This is a genomic window from Bacillus sp. JJ1533, assembly GCF_036965045.1.
Lineage (GTDB): Bacteria > Bacillota > Bacilli > Bacillales > Bacillaceae_L > Ferdinandcohnia.
This window is the reverse complement of sequence record NZ_JBALOV010000035.1, coordinates 146,292-161,671: the sequence shown is the minus strand read 5'-3', so window position 1 is coordinate 161,671 and position 15,380 is coordinate 146,292. Positions and strand designations below refer to the sequence as shown.

18 protein-coding genes are annotated in these 15,380 nt (G+C 36.9%); all 18 read right to left on the bottom strand.

Translation table 11 applies throughout. The features are described from left to right. Nucleotide 1: 1 nt before the first annotated feature. Nucleotides 2–775, bottom strand: coding sequence for an RNA-binding protein (locus V7138_RS18435; RefSeq protein ID WP_335400125.1), 774 nt, complete (start codon nt 773–775; stop codon nt 2–4). Between the two features lie 57 nt (nt 776–832). Continuing rightward, entirely contained in the window at nt 833–1,093 is a 261-nt protein-coding gene (locus V7138_RS18430) for a YggT family protein (RefSeq protein ID WP_335400123.1), read from the bottom strand. Nucleotides 1,094–1,099: 6 nt separating this feature from the next. Beyond that, a complete protein-coding gene (locus tag V7138_RS18425) occupies nt 1,100–1,534 on the bottom strand; it encodes a cell division protein SepF (protein ID WP_335400121.1) in 435 nt (144 codons plus the stop codon). A gap of 16 nt (nt 1,535–1,550) precedes the next feature. Next, on the bottom strand, nt 1,551–2,228 hold the full coding sequence (locus V7138_RS18420) for a YggS family pyridoxal phosphate-dependent enzyme (RefSeq protein WP_335400118.1): 678 nt from the start codon (nt 2,226–2,228) through the stop codon (nt 1,551–1,553). Between the two features lie 9 nt (nt 2,229–2,237). Continuing rightward, nucleotides 2,238–3,059, bottom strand: coding sequence for a peptidoglycan editing factor PgeF (gene pgeF, locus V7138_RS18415; RefSeq protein ID WP_335400115.1), 822 nt, complete (start codon nt 3,057–3,059; stop codon nt 2,238–2,240). A gap of 158 nt (nt 3,060–3,217) precedes the next feature. Then, nucleotides 3,218–3,463 carry a YlmC/YmxH family sporulation protein gene (locus V7138_RS18410; RefSeq protein WP_335400112.1) on the bottom strand — a complete coding sequence of 82 codons (246 nt, stop codon included), beginning with the start codon at nt 3,461–3,463 and terminating at the stop codon, nt 3,218–3,220. Between the two features lie 177 nt (nt 3,464–3,640). Continuing rightward, a complete protein-coding gene (sigG, locus tag V7138_RS18405; protein ID WP_335400110.1) occupies nt 3,641–4,423 on the bottom strand; it encodes an RNA polymerase sporulation sigma factor SigG in 783 nt (260 codons plus the stop codon). A gap of 144 nt (nt 4,424–4,567) precedes the next feature. After that, the gene (sigE, locus tag V7138_RS18400) at nt 4,568–5,287 is read right to left on the bottom strand and encodes an RNA polymerase sporulation sigma factor SigE (protein ID WP_057996837.1); all 720 of its coding nucleotides are present in this window, start codon (nt 5,285–5,287) and stop codon (nt 4,568–4,570) included. A gap of 75 nt (nt 5,288–5,362) precedes the next feature. Next, nucleotides 5,363–6,289 (bottom strand): sigma-E processing peptidase SpoIIGA, encoded by a 927-nt coding sequence (gene spoIIGA / locus V7138_RS18395; RefSeq protein ID WP_335400107.1) that lies wholly within the window; start codon nt 6,287–6,289, stop codon nt 5,363–5,365. 300 nt (nt 6,290–6,589) lie between these two features. After that, nucleotides 6,590–7,741 (bottom strand): cell division protein FtsZ, encoded by a 1,152-nt coding sequence (ftsZ, locus tag V7138_RS18390; protein ID WP_335400105.1) that lies wholly within the window; start codon nt 7,739–7,741, stop codon nt 6,590–6,592. A gap of 46 nt (nt 7,742–7,787) precedes the next feature. Next, complete coding sequence (gene ftsA / locus V7138_RS18385) at nt 7,788–9,080, bottom strand: cell division protein FtsA (protein ID WP_335400102.1); 1,293 nt, start codon at nt 9,078–9,080, stop codon at nt 7,788–7,790. Between the two features lie 126 nt (nt 9,081–9,206). Further along, nucleotides 9,207–9,569 (bottom strand): small basic family protein, encoded by a 363-nt coding sequence (locus V7138_RS18380; RefSeq protein ID WP_335400099.1) that lies wholly within the window; start codon nt 9,567–9,569, stop codon nt 9,207–9,209. Nucleotides 9,570–9,587: 18 nt separating this feature from the next. Further along, nucleotides 9,588–10,298: a DUF881 domain-containing protein gene (locus tag V7138_RS18375; protein ID WP_335400097.1), complete on the bottom strand. Its 711-nt coding sequence runs from the start codon at nt 10,296–10,298 to the stop codon at nt 9,588–9,590. Between the two features lie 42 nt (nt 10,299–10,340). Further along, nucleotides 10,341–11,039 carry a DUF881 domain-containing protein gene (locus tag V7138_RS18370; protein ID WP_335400610.1) on the bottom strand — a complete coding sequence of 233 codons (699 nt, stop codon included), beginning with the start codon at nt 11,037–11,039 and terminating at the stop codon, nt 10,341–10,343. After that, nucleotides 11,029–11,832: a cell division protein FtsQ/DivIB gene (locus V7138_RS18365; RefSeq protein WP_335400095.1), complete on the bottom strand. Its 804-nt coding sequence runs from the start codon at nt 11,830–11,832 to the stop codon at nt 11,029–11,031. Before V7138_RS18365 ends, V7138_RS18370 begins: the two co-directional genes overlap by 11 nt. Nucleotides 11,833–12,031: 199 nt before the next feature. Then, the gene (murB, locus tag V7138_RS18360) at nt 12,032–12,940 is read right to left on the bottom strand and encodes a UDP-N-acetylmuramate dehydrogenase (protein ID WP_335400093.1); all 909 of its coding nucleotides are present in this window, start codon (nt 12,938–12,940) and stop codon (nt 12,032–12,034) included. A 116-nt stretch (nt 12,941–13,056) separates the two neighbouring features. Next, a complete protein-coding gene (murG, locus tag V7138_RS18355; protein WP_335400091.1) occupies nt 13,057–14,145 on the bottom strand; it encodes an undecaprenyldiphospho-muramoylpentapeptide beta-N-acetylglucosaminyltransferase in 1,089 nt (362 codons plus the stop codon). A 106-nt stretch (nt 14,146–14,251) separates the two neighbouring features. Further along, entirely contained in the window at nt 14,252–15,352 is a 1,101-nt protein-coding gene (spoVE, locus tag V7138_RS18350; protein WP_026021680.1) for a stage V sporulation protein E, read from the bottom strand. Between the last annotated feature and the right edge of the window lie 28 nt (nt 15,353–15,380).

Here is a 15,380-nt window from a genome sequence, read left to right as displayed (position 1 = left end):
ATTATTTTTGTTTTCCTACAATAATTCTCCATTTTTCCTTTTTCGTTTTTCCCTCAATTGAATGAAGTTTACTTCTTCCGTACCCGCGTACAGATAAGACATCCGTTTCTTTACATTCAAAGGAAGCATGCTCGATTTTTTTCCAATTCACCTTGACAAGGCCATTCTCAATCAAACTTTGCGCTTTTTGTCTTGACAAATTTAAAATAGAGGATAGAACAACATCTAATCGTAAGGAAGAAACAGTGACTGCTTGTTCTGTCCATTCTTCATCTACTTCAAGTAAATCTGTAGAAGTTATTTCTGAGAGAGAAATGGTTGCTTTTCCAATAGCAGTCAAATTCATACTTACATAATCGGCGATTTCTTTTGCAACGACTATCTGAATACGTTCATCCTGTGTTAATATGTCACCAAACTTTGAACGTTTTAGACCAAGTGACATTAATGAACCTAGCACTTTACGATGGTCTACCGTGACAAATTTAACTGGATATTTCACTTCAAAGAAGGATAGATTGTAGTCAGTATCATTGGGTTCAAAATAGGTTGGATATAATAATGCACGCTTTCGCTCAAGCCCTTCTGTTCCACCAAAAAAACCAACAAGGATTTCTCCATTTGCACCAATTACTTGTTGCACGATCTCCTGCTCACGCGGATCAAGAAAATCGGTTAACTTTGGACTATATTGGTTTTCTACAGTCTGCTTCCATTCCAAAACTTGATCAATGAACGCATGCTCTTCTTTTCGAAAATGTTGATATAAATTCATATGTATAATACCTCTGGTTGAAATAAAGAAAGGGACCTAGCAATGAAGGTCCTTTTATTAGAACATAACTTGTAATGCATGAATGCCTCTACTAGCGAAATTTAAAACCAGAATGGCGACGATTGGAGAAATATCAATCATTCCTAGTGGTGGAATAAATCTTCGGAATGGTTCTAAATATGGTTCACAAATTTTTGCAAAGAATTGACCAATTCCAGACTCACGTGCATTTGGAAACCATGACATTAAAATATAAATGATCAGTGCATATGAATAGAGTCCTAGCACTTGACTTAAGATAGCGAAAATAATATCCATTAGCGATTACCACCCCTTTTCAGCGTATTCTTCGTTGGAAACAATTTCAGAAATATTTCCTGATACATCAATATTATCTGGTGTACATAAGAAAATATTAGACCCAATGCGTTGAATATCCCCACCGATTGCGTATACTGTTCCACTTAAAAAGTCAACAATTCGCTTAGCTTGATCATGTTGGACACGTTGTAGATTAACAACCACTGCCCGTCTATTTTTCAAATGATCAGCAATTTCTTGTGCCTCTGCATACACACGAGGCTCAAATAAAATGACTTTTGACGATTTTTGAACACTTTGTAAGCTTACCACATTTTGCTTTGCAGCAGCACGTGTAGGCTTGGTAGGCTCAATTTCATCTTCAAAATATTCATCTTCATCATAATCATATTCATCTTCCAGTGCAAAAAAACTTTTAAATTTTGATTTAATGCTCATTTATAACACCTCTCTTTTAGAATTCTTTTCCAACTAGTGATGTACCTATTCGAATGAAGGTAGCACCTTCTTCAATTGCAATTTCATAATCATTAGACATCCCCATAGATAACTCTGTACATGGTGCATACGATAAACCAAGAGCTTGTACATCGTCTCTAAGCTTTCGAAGTCTTTGGAAGCATTCACGAATGATGTTTTTGTCTTCAGTTAATGGAGCCATTGTCATAAGTCCGACAATCTCAACGAAAGGGAATTGTTCTATTTCCTTGATGAAAGGCTCAACCTGTTCAGGGGACATTCCATGTTTGGACTCTTCTCCTGAAACATTAACTTGTACAAAACATTTTATTTTACCGTTTGCGCGTCTTTGTATTTCCTCTGCCAAAGATACTCGATCAAGTGAATGAATGTAGTCCACCTTATCGATTATATTTTTCACTTTTCTTGTTTGAAGGGAACCGATAAAATGCCAAGTGGCCTCGTTCCCAATTTCTTCTTGTTTCTTTAACAGGCCAGTGTCACGATTTTCTCCAATATGATGTACTCCCGCTTCAATCGCTTCTCTAGCAGTTTCAACACTCACATATTTTGTAACTGCAATGATTGAAACAGAATCAACCGAACGGTTTGCGCGCTTGCATGCTTGTTCAATATTTTCTTGTATGTTTAAAAGATTTTCTTTTACACTCATTTCAAAAAATTAATCCTCCTTAAATCCTATAAAGCTCATCATTCTACCCGTTTTCCCGGCATCCCTTCGATGCGAAAAGAAAAGCTGATTCTCACAAGATGTACAGTGCGAGGAAACTTGTATATTTTCAGGAGGAATACCTGCTCTTACCATCAGCTGATAGTTTAGTTCTTTTAAGTCCAGTCGATATTGTGTATCACCGATTTTCTCATATGGCTTTGAATCGACATGGTCCAAATTTTTCACAAAATTCATTACATAATCATCCACAATGTAACAGCAGCTACCAATTGATGGTCCAATAATTGCTTGAATTTCATCTGGATTAACAGCTTCCGTTTTCCAAGCTTTAACCATCTCACCAGCAATATCCTGAACAGTTCCCTTCCACCCTGCATGAGCAATTCCAATGATTTGTTTCGAAGGTGAAAAAAAATAAAGCGGAACGCAGTCTGCAAAACAAAGGGTTAATAGAATATTTTTCTCAGCGGTATAGAATCCATCCGTATCTTTGATGCCATCTTCGTATGTAAAAGTCCCTGCACCAAGATCTTTTTTAGTGACCTTAGCGATTTTATTTTTATGTGTCTGTTCAGAGCATACCCAGGTTTCAGGTGGAAATTGGAGAATGTCTGCCAGTTTCTTGCGGTTGGATATGACCAATGATTTGTCATCCTTAACATGTAGCCCTAAATTTAGGGATTCATATTCCGCTTTACTGTCTCCTCCATTTTTAGTTGTAAACCCAACAACAAGATTTTCTGAAAACTTGCTCCATGTTGTGACTTTTAAAACCTGATCTGTATCTTGAATAAATGGTTCAAGCTTCATAACAACATCCTTTATTCACATGTTCAACCCACATTGCACAAATTGGGTCGACATTATTTTATTTTTTTTGAAAAATGAACCCTTCTCCAGCCTATTTTATCATATCTTAGCAAAAGAAAGGAGAATATGTTAGGAAAAATGTCAAAATTTAGCCGTGCTTATTCTATATTAGTTTGTGTTCTAACTAAAATGACATCTTTGCCTACCTTTATGATATTCTTCCATGGAATCACAATCTCTTCATCCCTACCAAATAACCCCAATACTTTCCCATAGCCACCGATCACAATGGACTCGATTTTCCCCGTTGTTAAATTAATATCGATATCACCAATATTCCCCAGTCTTTTACCGTCCACAACACTGACAACATCCTTAGCCTGAAAATCTGAAATTTTCACCATATCCTCCGCCTCCTTATATAAACTATATGACTGGCTCATCACTTTTTATGAGACAATTATAGACGGAAAGTAAGTTGTTCATATCGCGGACGAAAAAAAGACATTCGAATGAAACGAATGTCTAGTTATTTTTCATATACAAGCTTTTGCTTGTCCACAAAATGGGTCCTGAGCCCATTAATTTTGGATATTCTTATTCATTTGTTTAATTGCTGCTTTTTCAAGTCGTGATACTTGGGCTTGAGAGATTCCGATTTCTTCAGCAACTTCCATTTGTGTTTTTCCTTGAAAAAATCGTTTGCGAAGGATGAGTTTTTCACGATCATTTAATCGTCGCATTCCTTCTTTTAAGGCAATCTCTTCAATCCAATTGGAATCCCGATTACGCTCATCACTTAGTTGATCTACAACAAAAATCGGATCTCCACCATCATTATAAATAGGTTCAAATAATGATACTGGATCCTGAATCGCATCAAGTGCAAAAACGATTTCCTCGTGTGGCACTTCAAGCACTTTTGCGATTTCTTCTGCTGTAGGTTCCCTAGATGTTTCACTCATTAAACGCTCTCTTACTTGCAATGCCTTATAGGCAATGTCCCGCAGTGAGCGCGACACCCTGATAGGATTGTTGTCTCGTAAATAGCGCCGAATTTCACCGATAATCATCGGGACTGCATAGGTTGAGAATTTTACGTTTTGACCAAGGTCAAAATTGTCGATTGATTTCATTAGGCCAATACAGCCAACCTGAAATAAATCATCCACAAATTCTCCTCTGTTGTTGAAACGTTGAATCACACTGAGAACAAGTCGTAAATTACCATTTACGAGCTTATCGCGAGCTGACAAATCATTACCGCTTTGCATTTGTCTAAATAATTCCCGCATCTCTTCATTTTTTAATACTGGAAGCTTTGAAGTATCAACACCACAAATTTCTACTTTATTTCGAGTCAATTCTTTCCCTCCTAACAGGAGTTGCTGTACAAAGTTAAGTATCTCCGTTAGAGGGAAAAATATGCATTTTGAATTCACAACTATTTCCAAAATAGTTGTGAAAAAACGACGAAATCAATCATTCACAACCGTAATATTTTTTTCTTACACCATTTTATTAAATTCTTTACGAAGTCGTTTAATAATTCGTTTTTCCAATCTTGAAATATAGGACTGCGATATCCCAAGCATATCTGCAACGTCTTTTTGTGTCTTTTCCTCTCCACCAATTAAACCAAACCGAAGCTCCATAATTTGTTTTTCACGGTCGTTAAGCTGGTGAAGTGCTTTTACTAGTAATTTACGGTCAACGTTTGCTTCTAAATCTTTTGTGATAATGTCCTCTTCTGTTCCCAAAACATCAGATAATAATAATTCATTACCATCCCAATCGATATTTAACGGTTCATCAAAGGACACCTCAGACCTAATTTTATTATTACGTCGTAAATACATTAAAATTTCATTTTCAATACATCTTGATGCATATGTTGCCAATTTAATTTTCTTTTCAGGATTAAAGGTATTAACTGCTTTAATTAATCCGATTGTTCCAATACTAATTAAATCCTCAATGTTAATCCCTGTGTTTTCAAATTTTCGTGCAATATATACTACAAGTCTTAAATTACGTTCAATCAAGATAGACCTCGCAGCTTTGTCTCCGCTGGGAAGCTTGTTTAAAAGGACCTCTTCCTCATCCTTTGATAAGGGTGGGGGTAATGCTTCACTTCCACCAATATAATAAATCTCATCCGTCTTTAAACCTAATTTTATTAAAAGCTTATACCACCAATATGTAAGTTTTAATTTTAATTTAGCCACAAGTAAGTTCTCCCTTCTATTTTGTAAAAAGCGTGAGTATGATATTTATAGGTATATAATCGTTCGATTGCCCCATTAAGAAGCTGACTTAATGGAGGACGAAATGAGCATTTTCGGATGGACGATGCAATCATATTCTCCATCTGTAGACAATGTTGTATGGTTGAGTGCAACAAGACCTTTTTTTACGATATTTTCTTCATTTCCTTGGTAGATTGTAATTTGGTCGGGCTTAATTGCGAGTAGAAACTGATGCTCCTGTCCAACCCCCCGATATGGAATAAGTCTTACACGACTTTCCCATTTATGAGATTTAGTTGACGTTTCATTCGTTAATAACTCGATATTTCGGGATTGTTCGATTAAGGTTTTAGGAAATAATTCTACATATTTCGTTGTATCTAAAATCATAACCGGGCTTTTTGTAATGGGATCGAATAATTGATTTCCGCTGTCAACTAAACCTTTTAAATTTAGCGTAATATCATCTATTTCTAGCCTCACGTCAACAATCTGATCATAAAATACTTGTTTTGTTTCAATGTCCGCTATTCTATTTTTAGAAAAATACCATAAGAGAGGAAAACCGATTATTACAAATCCCCAACTAACTGGATTTCCAAATCCAGTAGATTGTGTAAGGATGGTTCCATCAAAAACTTGAACATCAAATGCTAAGAAATAATGAACCCCTATCATTCCACCCCCAATCATGAAAGTAGCAAAATAAAAGGTTAATAGCCCCTGGATAAAATACCTAAATCGTTTATAGCCAAAGGCAACTCCTACAATTATGATTGAAAAGAATAGTTTTGTAAGAGGATGTGACCCAAATGCCGAAAAAGGAGAAACAACAATCAGGACTACCAAGGATCCAATAAATGCACCGACTAAGATTCGCCATTTAACAATTTTACGCTTTAGAATGATTGCAGTTAAAAGTAATAATAAGGCGTCAAAGAAAAAGTTTAACAACCAGATTACATCTAAATAAATGGACAATCTATTTCTCCTTTCACCGGTAGTCACAACTCTTTTTTAAACGCAACTAACGTAAACTAGTTGGCTTAAAAAATAGTATATAGTACATCTTATATGGAAGTCTGTCACTTCATGCCGATAATAAAAGAGAAATTTTGGGAGATTGGTTCTTATTTTGTCAATTTGCAAAGAATTACGAAGGAATGGAATAAATAGGGGGAAAAACAAAAAAAAAGACATTCGACAATACTTTGTCAAATGTCTTTTTTTTAATTGAAAGAGTTTTTTAGGTCTAGCTCCAAGCGCCTTACGCTTTTCTTTTTACCCTCTTCTTTTACGGTTACGTAAGAATGTTGGTACATCGATTTCATCTTCAACATGAGCGGCACCACGTGTATTTACTTCATGTACAGGCTCTTCACGCTTCACTTCTCTTCTTTGTGTAACCTGTACCTGTGGTTGGGACTGTGGTTTAGCGGCAAATGAAGGACGTGATGGACGAGCTACTGGGTCTATCACTGTCTCTTGAAAACCTGTAGCAATGACTGTAACAACTATTTCTTCTTTTAAGTTTTCATTGATAACAGATCCAAAAATCATGTTAACTTCTTGGTCTGATGCTGATGCAACAATATCAGCAGCTTCTTGAACTTCATAAAGACTTAGGTTTGTTCCACCGGTGATGTTCATCAAGACACCTTGTGCACCATCAATTGATGTTTCAAGCAATGGACTTGAAATTGCCTTTTTAGCCGCTTCTGCAGCACGATTTTCACCAGTTGCAACACCGATACCCATAAGGGCAGAACCTTTATTAGACATAATTGTTTTTACGTCAGCAAAGTCAAGGTTGATTAATCCAGGAACAGCGATTAAGTCAGAGATACCTTGTACACCTTGACGTAATACATTGTCAGCCTCACGGAACGCTTCAAGCATAGGTGTGTTTTTGTCGACAATTTCAAGCAAACGATCATTAGGAATAACAATTAATGTGTCTACTGATTCTTTCATTGCAGAAATACCACCAGCAGCTTGTGTTTGACGCTTTCTACCTTCGAATGTGAATGGTCTCGTTACTACACCTACTGTTAATGCACCCAAATCCTTTGAAATTTGTGCAATTACAGGGGCAGCACCTGTACCTGTTCCGCCACCCATACCAGCAGTTACGAATACCATATCTGCTCCTTTAAGAGCTTCTTCAATTTGTTCTCTGCTTTCTTCTGCAGCTTTTTTACCTACTTCTGGGTTAGCACCAGCACCTAAACCACGGGTTAATTTTCCACCAATTTGCATTTTCACTTCTGCTTTTGAAAGATTTAAAGCTTGAGCATCAGTATTAACTGCGATAAACTCAACACCTTGAACACCGTGTTCAATCATTCGGTTTACCGCGTTATTTCCACCGCCACCTACACCTATTACCTTTATAGTAGCTAATTGATCAACATTTGTATCAAACTCTAACATTATAAGATCCTCCTAATTTGCAAATATACTTCTCTTGTAAACTTTATTATTCAAAGAAGAGACCGAAAAACCTCTTAACCTTTTTCCCAATATTTTGTTCTTCTTTTGAGTTTTTAGGGTGACTTTTCGCTTGAGGCTGTCTAGTTGGTCTTTTTTCAGAACTTTCCACCTGGACGGTCGTGCTAATTTTTCTTCCTTGAACTCTTGCTTGTTCATAAGCAAATTGCAATAAACCTACACCTGTGGCATATTGAGGTTCTCGAACACCAATATAGTCAGGCTTTGCAATTCGAACATTACTTCGAAATACAAGTTGAGATAGCTCTAAAACTCCAGGCATATTAACAACCCCACCTGTAAGTACAAAGCCACCAGGAAGATCTCCTACACCCATTTTTTTAATTTCTTTTTGAACTAATTGTAAAATTTCTTCTAGTCTTGCTTCGATGATTTCAGAAATGTCTAATTGGGAAAATTGTTCTTGTTGATCACTGCCGATTATTGGAACGTTAAATACTTCTTCCTCAGAAGCATCATCGTAGAAGGCATGTCCATGTTTAATCTTAATTTTCTCTGCATCTTCAGTAGATGTTCGCAACCCAATTGCTAAATCCTTTGTAATATGGTCACCACCAACAGGTAAAACACTTGTTGCTTTCAAATAACCATTGTCGAAAAGTGCAATTGTAGTAGAACCTCCACCAATATCAACGAGAGCTACTCCCAGGTTTTTCTCATCATCCGATAGTGAGATTGAACCAGATGCGAGAGGCTGTAAAGAAATTGCCGTGATATCAAGGCCTGCTTTTTCAACACATCGAAGCAGATTATGTAAGATTGTACGTGAAGTTGTAATGATCGTACCCTCCACTTCAAGTCGAACACCCAACATACCACGTGGATCACTAATTTCATCATATCCATCCACAATAAACTGGTTTGGAATCATATCGATAATTTCTCTTTCTGGTGGTAGAGAAATGAATTGTGCGGCATCAATTACACGCAGGACATCTTCATTGCTTATTTCACGATTTTGACGAGACTCTGTAGAAACTGCCACAACTCCGTGGGCATCCTGTAACTGTACATTTATAGCTGGAACAGACACAACTACTTGATTAATAGAAATGCCTACCATTCTTTCTGCTTGCTCAACTGCCTTTTTAATTGAATGAACGGTTTCATCTATGTCCACAATTGAACCTTTTTTCAAACCATCTGATTTAACATTACCCACACCAATTATGTTAAGAGAATCATCAACCATTTCACCGATAATAACCTTAACACTGGATGTACCGATGTCAAGACTAACACATATTTCATTGCTGTTCATTCTGTGGCACCTCCTTTTTACGTAACACATTTAACTATCATATCGAATAACAGCATTTATTTTTCATATAAATTTTCACATATGAAAAATATTCAACAACCATAGGGGATTTCCCTTTATTAAAAATCAATTTTTTTCTATTTTATCACGAGAAAGGCTCCATTTGGATAAAATTATTCTTCTGATAACCGCTATATTTTGGAAAAGCCTCACTCCAAATGCAAAAACGGCTACCAAGTACAAGTCTACACCAAGATGTACACCTAGAAAAGATAAACTTGCTGCTAATAAAATATTAAAAAAGAAACCAGAAACAAAGACGGACTGATCATAAATATTTTGTAGGTGGGCACGAATACCACCGAATAATGTATCAAGTGCTGCTAAAACCGCAATTGATAAATAATTTGAATACTCTGCCGGAATTTTAAATTCCGATAACAGTCCGAGGATGATTCCGATTATTAGACCAAAAATTGGGAGCCACATGACTATGTTCCACCTTTATCACTTTTTGTCTGGTTCCATATTAGGTTGCATTTCCGTAAGCCTAATTGGGTCATCATACGCAGGTATCGTAACGACTTTACTTGGTTTCGAAATCTTCAATCGTAAATTATCAATAAAAAACTGTCGCTCTGCTTCCGATGCCTTTAGCTTGTTGTAGAGTCGTTCAGCATCATCAGCAATGACTTTTATTTCAATAGGTAATGGACTGATCGAATATGAATCAATTTTCGGTCTACCTTGAATTTCCCGAATGACCGTAGTTGTAATAACGCGATGGCCATCAATTGAAATCGCCTTTGCTTGATAGGAATTTAATTCATTTACTAACCATCTCAACAAACTAGGCGTAATGGTCGTTGCTTGTTTACCGGCTTCATTGAACGATTGCTCAACTGTAATCGTGATTCCAGGACCAGAGACTTCGGTAAGCCCAGCTTCTTTCTTTAATTCATCAAGGGTATCCTTAAGAATAAGGATTTTGCTATCGTCACGCTGACTTTCGTATTGTTCTAGCTTTGCTTCATATGTATAAATTTTTGTTAAAAGCTCCGTATATAGCTCTTGGGATTGCTTTAAATCCTCGCGTAATTCCCATAAATCACGGGTGTCACGTACTTCAGGTTCTTTAATGGTTTGAAATTGGACAGCAACCATAAACCCAATTATACACGTAATGACCGTGAAGCTAATCCCTGTTTTTTTGTCCAATAAAACCACCTCACCTTCATTATTGTGAAAACATTACCCGGCTTATTTTTTCGTATTAATTAAGGGATCCATCTGAATTTGTTTGTTCTCAATTTTCACTACAATATTATCCTGAATCAATTGGTCAGTGATTCCTCCATTCATATTTAAGGCAGGTACGAGGACTTCTGGATCACCGATTGCTGATATCACAAATGGTGCAGGATAAGGGTTACCATCTACAACAACAACTGGTCCATTACAGTAAATATAGGAATCATGACTAAGTCTCTTACCGTTCACAGCAACAGCTTGGGCACCAGATACATAAAGTTCATTGATGACCTTGAATAAATGACTTTCATGTACCAAATAGTTATTTACATCCTGCCCCGATGGTACATAAGAGGAATCTTCTAGTGTAACGACCACTCCCGGACCTTTTACCCCAATCTCACCAACAACCATACGGTACTTTTCTACTTCCTCAACAAGATTGAAATAAATTTGTTCCTGTTCTTCTTTTGCAAGTTCTTCTTCAATTGCTTGAATTTGATTTTGTTTTTCAATAAGCTTTAATTGAAGTTCATTATTTTTTTCGTTTTGTTCATTTAATTCAGTTCGAATTTTAGCTTCTTCATTCCATTGTTCTTCAGTTACTTGGTTCGATTCCAACTGTTCCTTTGTAAACTGGTACGAGAATGAAATCATAAACCCTAGGACTAAGCAAACAAATGAGAGAATGACATGCTTACCCTTCACCTTCATCTGTTACCATCTCCTCTTCTTCACTGGTGTCCTTATATTCATATGGAATAAATGTAGGTACAACGTCTAGTTCAATATATCCTTTTAGAGACGGATCCAATTCACTTATAATCGTTGGATAAGCCGATATATTATTCGCAAAGTTTCTTACAGTAGCTTTTACCTCATATCCGTCAATCATATACATTGTCATCTGAAGTGGATCATACTCTGTCGGGGTATGATGTATTTCAGAAATAAGCTTCGAAATGGACGGTTGCACTTTTTTAAGTTCTTTTGCAAGGAGTGTTAAGGCTCTATCTTCCCAGTCAACTAAGATGGGTGCATCAACTGGTATTGCCTTTGAACCAAACTCCTCCGGTTTTTCAATAATTTCCCCATTTTCAAGGATTGGATAAAACGTATTAGAACCACTAATATAGCCTACCCTTTTCAATTCACTAACATTTAGCAATATATGATTTGGAAGTCTTTTTTCAATCTTGACTTCTTTTATTTCAGGGTGTTTTTTAATATTTTGGATAACGATATCCTTATCGACCTTCCAAAAGCTTGTCCCAACTTCTAATTTACTTAAGCTTTTGATTTGATCAGATGATATATTTTGGTTGCCAGTAATGGTGATTTCGCCGATTTTACTTAAAGGAGATTGGAAATAAAGAATTCCGGAAAGCAAAAAGAAGAAAAACGTGATATACATAATCAGCCTTCGATTAGCCTTTTGTTTTCTCCGCTGCTTAAGCTTTGGAATTCGGTCTTCTATGGTAACAACCTTTTGCTTTGCCAAATATATTCACCCCGCTCTAGGTAAGCCCTAGAATTAGAAAATTATGTATGTTCTTCATTGAGATTCATCCTAGTCGTAAAATGCTTGGAAACGAAAGAATAAACGGCATGTATACATGCCGTTTATTTAATGGTTACAGTAACACATACATGTTATTGTATTATATCATATTTTCCTAAGAAATGGGTGTAGAAACTGTCTACATTCGACCAATTATTTCAACTTCCGTTTCCATTCGCACACCATGTAACGTATAAATTTTTTCTTTTACAAATTCAATTAGATCAAGAACATCCTGAGCTTTTGCATTTCCGGCATTTACAATAAAATTCCCGTGCATTTCCGATATTTTGGCTCCGCCAATGGAATATCCTTTTAAGCCTGATTTTTCCACTAATTGTCCCGCATAATTTGGAAGTGGATTACGGAAGATGCTTCCGGCACATGGAAGGTCCCATGGTTGGGTATCTCTTCGGTACTCTTTGTTTTTCTTCATAATCGCCGAAATATCTGCTTTATCTCCTTCATTTAATTGAAAGATTGCTTCCACTACAATACCAGGTCGCTTTTTTTGGAGAATAGAGGTGCGGTAGGAATACTCCATTTCCTCATTTGATAGCCATTCAAAGCTACCATCGTCAAATAATATATGAGCTTTTGTTAAAACTTTTGATATATCAGACCCATGCGCCCCTGCATTCATATAAACAGCTCCACCGATGGAACCAGGAATTCCACTTGAAAATTCAAGTCCAGATAAACCTTTTCTGGCAATTTGAACAGCCAGACTTACGATAGAAAAACCAGCACCAACAGTAAGTGTGGTACCATCTAGTTCCATATGATTAAGGCCATTTCCTAGCTTTATGACCGCTCCTTCAATCCCTTTATCTGATACGAGGAGATTTGACCCTCTTCCAATTGCTCGCCATTTAATGCCGTTCTTTTTAATTATCTCCAGCGTCTTTTTTAATGATTTAATATTATTAGGTTCGATGAATAGATCAGCCGGACCACCAATTTTAATTGTTGTATGCTTCGATAAAGGCTCATTCACTAAAACCTTGCCAACGTTTGCCTCTTGAAGTTCCTTAACAATATTGTCCATATTAACCTCCTTTATCAGCATCTACACTTGAAATAAACATTACTATAAGTATATGCTCCACGTACGCTTCATGGTACATTTGCCTAAAATAGTAAAACGCATGGCACCAGAAGCTATTAAATTAGGTCTTGCATTACATTGTATAGCCGTTTTGCGGCATCTGGTATACCTATTTGTGAGGATGCTTTTTTCATTTCCTCAAGTTTTTTTTGATTTAACAGAATTGAATCAATGTCCTTAATTAGCTGTGGCCCAGTTAACTCCTTTTCCAGGCGTAAAATGGCAGCCCCTTTATCACTTAAGGACCTCGCGTTTTTCTCTTGGTGATTTTTTGTCACATATGGGCTTGGCACCAAGATACTTGGCAAACCCAGAGCCGTCAACTCAGCTAATGTTGTCGCACCTGCTCGAGCAACAACAAGGTCCACACCTGCCAGTACTTCAGGCATATTATGAATAAACGGCTTGATAATGACATTATCAGGATTTCCAACTGCCTTTACTTCGTTAAGCACATGTTCATAATGAACCTCACCTGTTACATAAAGGAATTGATATTCCTTTGTCTTTACTTCGGATAAGGCATTTAAAAAAGCATCATTTAGGGGTTTCGCTCCCCTGCTACCTCCCACTAATAAAACGGAGCGTTGGGAGCTGTTAAGACCTACAGATTGCCTTCCCGCTCGGCCATCTTTGCCAATGACTTCAGAAGCCCGCGGATTTCCTGTCAGTATAACTTTTTCATTAGGGAAAAATCCTCTAGCCTCTTCAAAACAAATTGCCACTTTATCAACATAGCGGCTTAGGAATTTATTGGTGAGACCTGGAATGCTATTTTGTTCATGAATAATTGTAGAAATATGTAATTTTGATGCTGCATAAACCACTGGTCCACAAACGTAACCGCCTGTTCCAATAACCACATCTGGTTTAAATTCTTTGATCAATTTCTTGCTATCACTGACCCCTTTTAGGAAACGTGCGATCGTTTTAATGTTATCAAAGGAAAGCTTACGCTTAAACCCTGTGATATCAATCGTTTTAAACGGAATCCCTTCACGAGTCACAATTCCGCTTTCTAACCCTTTTTCAGTTCCGATATAAAGAAACTCGGCTGTTGGGTTTAGCTTTTTGATTTCGTTGATTAAGGCAAGGGCAGGATAAATATGACCTCCTGTACCTCCACCACTAACAATTATTTTCAAGGAAACTCCTCCATTTGGAAGTCTTTTCGTTAAAGTTAATTAACCCTGTTCGAATAAACAGGGTTAAACCATTTTATAGTATAACATATATTCATGTAATTTTGGGTTAATACCTTGAATACCTGCTAATATTCAAAAGAACTCCGACAGCCATAAGCATTAGGGTTAAGGATGAGCCTCCGTAACTTAAAAATGGAAGAGTAATTCCCGTTACAGGCATGAGACCTGTTACAACTCCAATATTGATAATGACTTGGATTGCAATCATTCCAATAATTCCTATTCCCAAAAAACTTCCATATAAGTCAGGAGCACCTAAAGCAATCCGTACACCTCTCCATAGTAAAATACTGAATAATATGATTACAAATGAACCCCCGATAAAGCCCAACTCTTCTGCTAGTATGGCAAAAATGAAGTCTGTCTGTGGTTCTGGCAAATAAAAGAACTTCTGCCTACTTTGTCCTAAACCTAAACCAAACAAACCTCCCGGACCAATAGCATAAAGGGATTGAATGATCTGAAACCCAGTTCCCAACGGATCTTCCCACGGATCTAAGAATGAGGTAATTCGTTTAATTCGATATGGAGCTGATAATATTAAGGCAACAAACCCCGCCACACCGATTAATCCCAATCCAACAAAGTGGGAAATTCTTGCACCAGCAACATAAATCATAACGACACAGGTTCCTACCATAACGGTTCCTGTCCCTAAGTCTGGCTGTAGCATAATCATACCGAATGCTAGAAAAACAAGAGACAGTGATGGCATTAAACCTTTTTTAAAGGACGTAATTTTCTTCTGATTTTCAGATAGGAATTTCGCTAAAAATGCAATCATTGCTAATTTCATAAATTCTGAAGGTTGAATCGAAAAGGCTCCGACTCCAATCCAGCTTTGTGAACCGTTACGTTCCATACCAATTCCAGGGATTAATACGGCAACCAATAAGACAAAACATATAATAATGAGGACTTTTGCCCAAGTTCTCCATGTCCAATAGTCTACATTCATAATAAAAAACATTGCAATGACTCCAACACTCGCAAATAGAAGCTGTCTTTTAGCAAAGAAAAACGAATCATCAAATTTATATGTAGCCCATACCGCACTGGCACTGTAAACCATGATCAATCCGACTGCTAAAAGCGTAAGTGTTGTAATAATTAATATGATATCCGGAGTCGTTTTTTGGGTCACAATCAAAACACCTCTACATTCTAGATTCAGA